The following is a 7,261-nucleotide window of genomic DNA, read 5'->3' as shown; positions in this document are numbered from 1 at the left end:
ATTCTGGTTGGCAGCAATCGCTGCCGTCCAAAATCTGCGGTTGCCACAGCGCCGCAGCGCTGTGATTCTATTATTTTTTTCTTTGTCTACTTGACGGGGGGCGGTTCATTCTATCCGGTGCGCAAATTTCTTTTTTGACCCACTGCCTTCTCAGCTCGCATGATTTACTGTTGCTTTGCAACTCTTTTCCATCACTTTATTGTGTAAATTTCGCCTTTATTTATTCAGTTATTTGCGATGATCGTCACGTTGTAATTTATTTCACAAAATGATACAAATTTCTCTTGCTCAACATCCTCTCAAAAGCAGGCAAAAGGATTGCTTTCCCCTCTTACGCAATTATAATACAAATACACAAGGGTTTGATCACAGCGCGCATGTGAATAACTCACAAAAAAACTTATGGGAGGATCGTATGAGAACATTTGTACAGAAACTGGGCAAGTCCTTGATGGGACCCCTATCCATCATTGTTGCCGCAGGTTTACTCCTGGGCTTAGCGTCTACCCTGCAAAATCCCAATGTGTTCGGAAACGCACTGGCACATGTGGGCTTTGTAAACGACTTTGTCAGTCTGGTCAATGCCCTTGCCAGCGGCCTCTTCAGCCTTCTTCCGGTCCTATTCTGTATGTCTGTAGCACAGGGTATGGCCAAGGAAGATCGAGATGTGGCAGCGTTCTCCTCTGTCATCGGCTTTGTGCTGTTCCACATCACCATCCGCTTTTTCCTTCAGTTAAATGGCATCACCGCTGAGACCACCAGCGTGGAGTATCTGACCAGCCAAGGCATGGATGTGTTGACCGCCACCCAGACCAATGCCGCGTATGATACCGTGCTGGGTATCTTCACCTACCGCATGAGCATTTTCGGCGGTATTATCGTGGGTCTGTGGTCCTCTCTCATCCACAACCGCTTCCATGAAACCCAGCTCCCCACTGCCTTCAGCTTCTTCAGCGGCAAGCGCTTTGTACCCATCATGATCGTGGTGACCATTCCCCTGGTGGCCATTGCCATGTACTTCATTTGGCCCTTGTTCAACATGGTAATCAATGGCTTTGGCAATCTGCTAGCTGCCGCAGGCGCTTTCGGCACCTTCATTTATGGCTTCCTGGAGCGTTTGCTGATCCCCACGGGCCTGCACCACATTCTCAACCAGCTGATCCGCTTTACCCCCATCGGCGGCACCGCCATGATCGATGGCGAGCAGGTATCCGGTGCCCTGAACATCTTCAACCAGCTGCTCATGTCCAGCAATCCTGATATGGACACCATGCGAGAGGCAACCCGTTTCCTGACCCAGGGCACTCATCCCTTCATGGTCTTCGGTCTTCCCGCTGCATGTTTTGCCATGTATAAGTCCGCTTATCCCCAGAACCGTCAGAAAGTCAAGGGCATTCTGCTGGCCGCTGGCCTCACCAGTTTCCTGACTGGTATCACCGAGCCCATCGAGTTTGCATTCTTCTTCATCTCTCCCCTGCTGTGGCTGTTCCACGCAGTTATGGCCGGTCTGTCCTTCTTCATCAACACCCTGCTGGGTGTGTGCATCGGCAATGCCGGCGGCGGTCTGGTGGATTTGATGCTGTTCGGCGTCCTTCGTGGTCCTGAGACCAAATGGTATATCAACGTGGCCATTGGCCTGGTCTATGCCGTGATCTACTTCCTGGTGTTCCGGTGGGCCATTGTCAAGTTCAACATCAAAACGCCTGGCCGCGAGGATGAGTCCGACCGGGTCAGCCAGAGTGTTGAAGTCACCGAGTTGGGCGCTGCCATTCTCTCCGCCATCGGCGGCACCGACAACGTGGTGGAGATTGACAATTGCATCTCCCGCCTGCGCCTGATTCTCAAAGACACCTCTTTGGTGGACGAAGCTGCCCTGAAACCCACCGGAGCTCTGGGCCTCATTCGTATCAACGAAACTGCCTGCCAAATTGTCTATGGCTCCAAGGTGGAAAAAGCAGCTGCAGAATTGAAGCGGGCTGTGAAATCCCACACCTAACCAACTCCCTCCCTCCGTGGTGCTGTATCATCCAGCCGGATGATACAGCACCACCCCTAAAAAACATAACAAGGAAGAGGATATGACACCATGCAAACACAAACAAGTCGAATTCAGCAGGATCTGGAAACCCTGGCCACCTACACCTCTACTCCAGGCCAAGGCGTAACACGCTCTTCCTATTCCAAGGAAGATACCATGGCAAAGGAGTATCTGATTGGCGAGATGGAAAAGCTCCATTTGCACATTTACCAGGACAGCGTAGGCACCATTTTCGGCCGCAGAGAGGGCACCATTCCGGATGCCCCGGTGGTCATGTTCGGTTCCCACTATGATTCTGTGGTCCACGGTGGTGCCTTTGATGGTGCGGCCGGTACCGTTGCTGCGCTGGAAGTGATGCGCGTGCTCACGGAGGAACACTTTTGCAACGACTATCCTTTGGAACTGATTCTCATGAATGCGGAAGAAGGAGCCACCTTTGGCCCCTGCACCGGAGTGACAAATTCCAGAGCCATGGTGGGCACCCTCACCATGGAGGAGCTCCGTACCGTCAAAAACCGGTTTGGGCAAACCAAGCTGGAGGCCATGAAGGAATACGGCCTGAACCCCGACTTGGCTTCCTGCGTTCGCAAGCCCGGGTCCATTAAGAACTTTGTGGAGCTGCATGTGGAGCAGGGTCCTGTCCTGGATCAAGCCCAGGTGGATGTGGGCTTAATTCGCTATTTGGCCGGAATTGGGCGATATACCCTTCGCTTCCATGGCCAAACCGCAGATTCCACCGCGCCCATGTCCTCTCGAAAAGATGCCTTGGTGGCTGCCGCTGCCTTTATCCAAGCCTTTGACGCACAGATCAAGGCCTTGGGCGAAGATGTCACGGGTATGATGGGCAAATTGGACATCACCCCCAATTCCAATCAGTTTGTACCGGAACGCGTGGAAGGGAAAATTGAAATCCGCACCTTCAGCAAAGCCATTACGGAGACCACAGACTTCAAGCAGCTGATTCAAACCATTCTGGATGAGGTAAGCCACAAATACGGCATTGCCTGCGAACTGGAAGAAATCCGCCGTGTTGGGTATTCCAATCCCACCGGACCCAGCGTCATGAATGGGGACAACGTGGAAAAGCTGCGCTCCATCTGCGACCATCTGGGGTATCGTTACCTGGAAATCAACAACGGAACCGGCCATGATTCCATGATTATGACAGATTTTTGTGATACCAACATGATTTATGTCCCCAGCCGTAACCACGGAGTCTCCCACTGTCCCGAGGAATTCACCGACTACGAGAGCATCAAAAAAGGCGCCGATGTCCTGCTGGAGTTCATCAAAGAGATTTCAAAAGCATAATGTCAGGAGAATCATATGGATACGTTGGAACGAATCGACTACACACAGGTAACCCCTCCTTCTCCGGATTGTACCCAGATCCCGGTCATGCTCACCGACGAAACCATGGCCCAGCGGTGCAGCAAAGTCCTGGAACGGATGGAAGCCGCTGCTCTGGATACTCTGGTGGTGTATGCAGACCTGGAACATGGCAATAACTTTGAGTATCTGACCGGATTCCTGCCTCGCTTTGAGGAGGCGCTTCTGGTGCTGCATCAAGGTGGCCAGCACTACATGGTCATGGGCAACGAGAACCTCAACAAAGTGGCTTCCGCTCGCATCCCAGCAACTCCCATCCATGCCCCCCACTTTTCTCTGCCCAACCAGCCCATGGAGACCACCCAGAGTTTCCAAGAGATCCTTTCCCAGGCTGGGATTCAGGCGGGGTCCTGCGTGGGGATCGCAGGCTGGAAGATGTTCACCAGCTCCCAGGAAGATAATTCCCAGCTTTTTGACGTTCCCTATTACATTGTAGATGCCGTTGGCAGCTTGGTGGGCAGCTCTGGACGGGTTACCAATGCCGCATCCATCTTCATCGGCGATCAGGGCGCTCGCCGCACCAATAACATCAATGAACTGGAACATTATGAGTTTGGTGCTTCTCTGGCTGGCGACTGCATTCTGGCCGCCATGGATCTAGTGGAGGAAGGCGTCCGGGAAACAGAGCTGGGATCGGCGCTGAACGCCCTAGGGCAAAAAAACAGCGTGGTCACCATTGCCGCATCTGGCCCCCGTTTTATCAAGGCCAACCTATATCCCACCCAGCGCACCGTAGCGCTGGGGGATCCCATCAGCCTGACCGTGGGATATAAAGGGGGCCTATCGTCTCGGGCCGGGTACGCCGTTCAGGACGCCTCTCAGCTGCCGGAACCCATCAGAGATTATGTGGACGTGGTGGTTAAGCCCTACTTCCACGCTTATGTGACTTGGCTGGAGCAAATCCGCTGCGGCATGTCTGGCGGAGATCTGTATGACCGCATCCAAACCGTCATGCCGCAATCCCAGTATCACTGGTCGCTATGCCCGGGCCATCTGACGGCCGACGAGGAATGGCTGGCCTCCCCCATTTACAAAGGAAGCCAAGAGGCCATCGTCAGCGGCATGCTGTTTCAAATTGATATGATCCCTTCGGTGGCGGGATACGGCGCTACCAACGCAGAAAGTACCGTTGCGCTGGCGGATGAAGAGCTGCAGCAGGAGATTCAAGCGCAAGCACCTGCTTTTTGGGCACGCATTTGTGCCAGAAGGCGCTACCTCCAACAAGAGCTTGGCATCCAACTCAGCCCCCACGTCCTCCCGCTGACCTCTACGGTGGCCTATCTGCGCCCCCTGCTTCTGGAAAAGGGAAAAGCCATGAAGGTTCGGCCCATATCTACCTGATAGATGAAAATCTCCTGACTGTGGTCCAAGTGCGCCACAGTCAGGAGATTTTTTCATGTTGTCTCTTTTCGCTTGAGAGAATAATCAATATAGCCATCATACAACAGGTGGAGAACCAAGTGGAGAGTCAAATAACTGGAGCGATTGATGTTCATCACCTCATCAATGCTGGTACTTTGAAAATATAGATTATAGGGAGCAATTCTGGCCAACTCATTTTTATGAAAGTTTGTAATGGATACGATGGAGGTCCCCAAAACATCCAAACTCAACAGGGATTCTCGGTATTTATCAATATTTCCAGACCAAGACGCAATGAACAATACATCCCTCTGACTCATGTATTTCTTTACAATTTTCAACTCGGTCGACGCAGATATGACAATGATCTTCTTATTTACATTTAGAAAGCAGCGAGCCATTTCCTGGAGCATCAATCGCTGGCCCTGACCGGTCCCATAGGCATATATATTTTCTGCCTCATCCATCTTCCGATAGATTTCCGCAATCTGCCCGTTCTGTTGAAACATTTTGATGGTCTGAGCTATATCCTGATTCAAAATCTCCACAGCATCCACATTCTGACTTGTCTCTTGTGCATCATCACTTTTCAGAAAATACTTAAATTCACTATACCCGCTGAAATTGAGCTTCTGCGTGGTGCGTAACACCGTTGCTGTGGATACATTGCACCGTTGTGCCAATTTGGCTATGCTTAGCGTGGTGCTCTCATGGAGATGATTTTGAATGAATTCCAAAATACGCAAATCCAGATGATTCAATCGGTTGTAATTTTGATTGATAATTCCGTCCAATCGGGTTCCCATACGCGCTTTCCTCCTGACGAACCTACCACAGGGCCAGGCAGGCCTCAAACCTGCTTTCCGCCAATTTTCCTGTATGTATTTATTGTATCAGGTATTTTCTCCACATTCCACATCTATTTTTCTCCATGTCCATTCTCACTTGGATCTCCATCCTTCATAGAGTGTAAACCACTTGTCGTGTGGGCATGACAACGCGCCAATGGCTGGATGCAAGCTGTATCGTGTGGAATAGCCTGGGCGGCCCAGGCATAGGCTGTATGCCACATCTGGCGCGTGTACACCCCTGGGGGATGGGCCGCCGCGGAACATGCCTCTAGGAGGCTCACAGGGGCCTGGTGGGCGGCACGGTTGTCTCCGTTGGTCCCGTTCGCTCCTTTCCCCATGTGGGTCAGGCCAACAAAAGAATGAATTCTGTTGCAATTTTCACCCAGCCATTGACTTTTCTACAAAAAGTGCGGTAGAAAGGTACAGCCTTGTAGTTGCAGATTCATCTGCTATACTATTGTTGCAGACCATTCAGGCGAAACTCCCGCCTATATCACGAAGTTTAAACTTACTGGGGGCGAAAATATTGGTAGAAAAAAGGCCTAAGTTCAGCGATATCAACTCATTTGAAGAGTTTAATCAACATTATTGGTATCGTGAAGAACTCTCTCAAATCTGCAAATCATTGCAGATCGAGCATAGGGGGACTAAGCAAGAATTAAATAACATAATCAAAGAATATTTTAATGGTAATTATATCAAGAAAGCAGATATACAGAAAAATTCTAACACCGCTGATATTCTTACACTGGACACTCCATTGCTTACCTGCGGATTTTCTTTCAACGCAAGGTTTCGAGAATATTTTTCGGTCTTAACCGGAGTTTCGCCATTTAAATTTACAGCTGACATGGCCACAGCCTGGAGAAAAGTAAAGCGAGAGAAAGATACCAAATTTACAATTCAAGATTTATTGGATATCTATTATGGGCAATCTGATTATGCTCGGTATGATAACTCAGTGTGCCAGTGGAATCAGTTTTTAAAGGATTTTTGTGCAGATCCAATTAGTTCAAATTATTCTAACAAGTTGAAGGTAGCCTCTATCCTATGGAAAGAAGTTAGAGATTCAGCAGGAGAAAAAACATATAGCAGAAAAATATTAGAATCTAACTTAAACAAAGTGAGGGATTACCAAAAATAGCTGAACATATCCCTGTTTGCACAAATATAACATAAAATCTTCTAATATCAGTCCATGGATAAGGCTTACTACACCCACGCTGTCCCTGTGGTGCAAGTCCTATCTTTATGCTATACTGATGTTGGTTTTCATATTGGTGCGTATGAGGTGGTCACATGAATCAGGAACTTTTCCATGAGATGCAACGTTTCTATGACCGATTAGAGACAAGATCGGGGCAACTATTCCACGCCCTGTTTCACAGGGTCTTTGAATTGGAAGTAGGATGGTATAGTGGTCACTATCACAAAATGGAAGATGGAACCTGGACTCGAGAAGCCTATCCTATCCCGGTGATTGGAGTAAAAGGTTTTTGCGACATTGAAGTTCAACCGGATCACATTTCCGTGTCCACAAAACTAAAGCGTTCCACTGCCCTGAACTATTCTTTTGTCAAGTTTGCTGAATATGACTTTGAAGCCTACGGCGTGGAGGACT

The 7,261-nt window shown here is 49.6% G+C and carries 6 protein-coding genes; 5 read left to right on the top strand and 1 reads right to left on the bottom strand.

The genetic code is table 11. The annotated features are described in order from the left end of the window. The first annotated feature begins 415 nt into the window (after positions 1 to 415). The 3 genes from H9X86_RS11255 (at position 416) to H9X86_RS11245 (ending at position 4,768) form a co-directional block, all read left to right on the top strand. A complete protein-coding gene (locus H9X86_RS11255) occupies positions 416 to 1,996 on the top strand; it encodes a PTS transporter subunit EIIC (RefSeq protein ID WP_204901615.1) in 1,581 nt (526 codons plus the stop codon). Between the two features lie 90 nt (positions 1,997 to 2,086). Then, positions 2,087 to 3,349 (top strand): M20 family metallo-hydrolase, encoded by a 1,263-nt coding sequence (locus tag H9X86_RS11250; RefSeq protein ID WP_204901614.1) that lies wholly within the window; start codon positions 2,087 to 2,089, stop codon positions 3,347 to 3,349. A gap of 15 nt (positions 3,350 to 3,364) precedes the next feature. Next, positions 3,365 to 4,768 (top strand): M24 family metallopeptidase, encoded by a 1,404-nt coding sequence (locus H9X86_RS11245; protein WP_087256385.1) that lies wholly within the window; start codon positions 3,365 to 3,367, stop codon positions 4,766 to 4,768. A 53-nt stretch (positions 4,769 to 4,821) separates the two neighbouring features. Here H9X86_RS11245 and H9X86_RS11240 read toward each other — a convergent pair whose 3' ends face one another. After that, positions 4,822 to 5,595, bottom strand: a complete 774-nt coding sequence (locus tag H9X86_RS11240; protein ID WP_204901613.1) for a MurR/RpiR family transcriptional regulator — start codon at positions 5,593 to 5,595, stop codon at positions 4,822 to 4,824. A gap of 571 nt (positions 5,596 to 6,166) precedes the next feature. Between H9X86_RS11240 and H9X86_RS11235 the strand changes: the two genes are divergently transcribed. Together H9X86_RS11235 and H9X86_RS11230 are read left to right on the top strand one after the other, a co-directional pair. Continuing rightward, a complete protein-coding gene (locus H9X86_RS11235) occupies positions 6,167 to 6,784 on the top strand; it encodes an SAP domain-containing protein (RefSeq protein WP_204901612.1) in 618 nt (205 codons plus the stop codon). 155 nt (positions 6,785 to 6,939) lie between these two features. Beyond that, positions 6,940 to 7,261 (top strand): hypothetical protein (locus tag H9X86_RS11230; RefSeq protein WP_204901611.1); only part of this gene is annotated, 322 nt, incomplete at its 3' end.

Source organism: Pseudoflavonifractor capillosus, from assembly GCF_016902575.1.
Classification (GTDB): domain Bacteria; phylum Bacillota; class Clostridia; order Oscillospirales; family Oscillospiraceae; genus Enterenecus; species Enterenecus capillosus_A.
The sequence above is the reverse complement of the archived record's forward strand: the minus strand, read 5'-3'. Positions and strand labels throughout refer to the sequence as shown.

Bases quoted from the DNA above. Each gene is read 5' to 3' on its own strand.
- H9X86_RS11255 (WP_204901615.1), top strand. From the start codon at position 416: ATGAGAACATTTGTACAGAAACTGGGCAAGTCCTTGATGGGACCCCTA.
- H9X86_RS11250 (WP_204901614.1), top strand. From the start codon at position 2,087: ATGCAAACACAAACAAGTCGAATTCAGCAGGATCTGGAAACCCTGGCC.
- H9X86_RS11245 (WP_087256385.1), top strand. From the start codon at position 3,365: ATGGATACGTTGGAACGAATCGACTACACACAGGTAACCCCTCCTTCT.
- H9X86_RS11240 (WP_204901613.1), bottom strand. From the start codon at position 5,595: ATGGGAACCCGATTGGACGGAATTATCAATCAAAATTACAACCGATTG.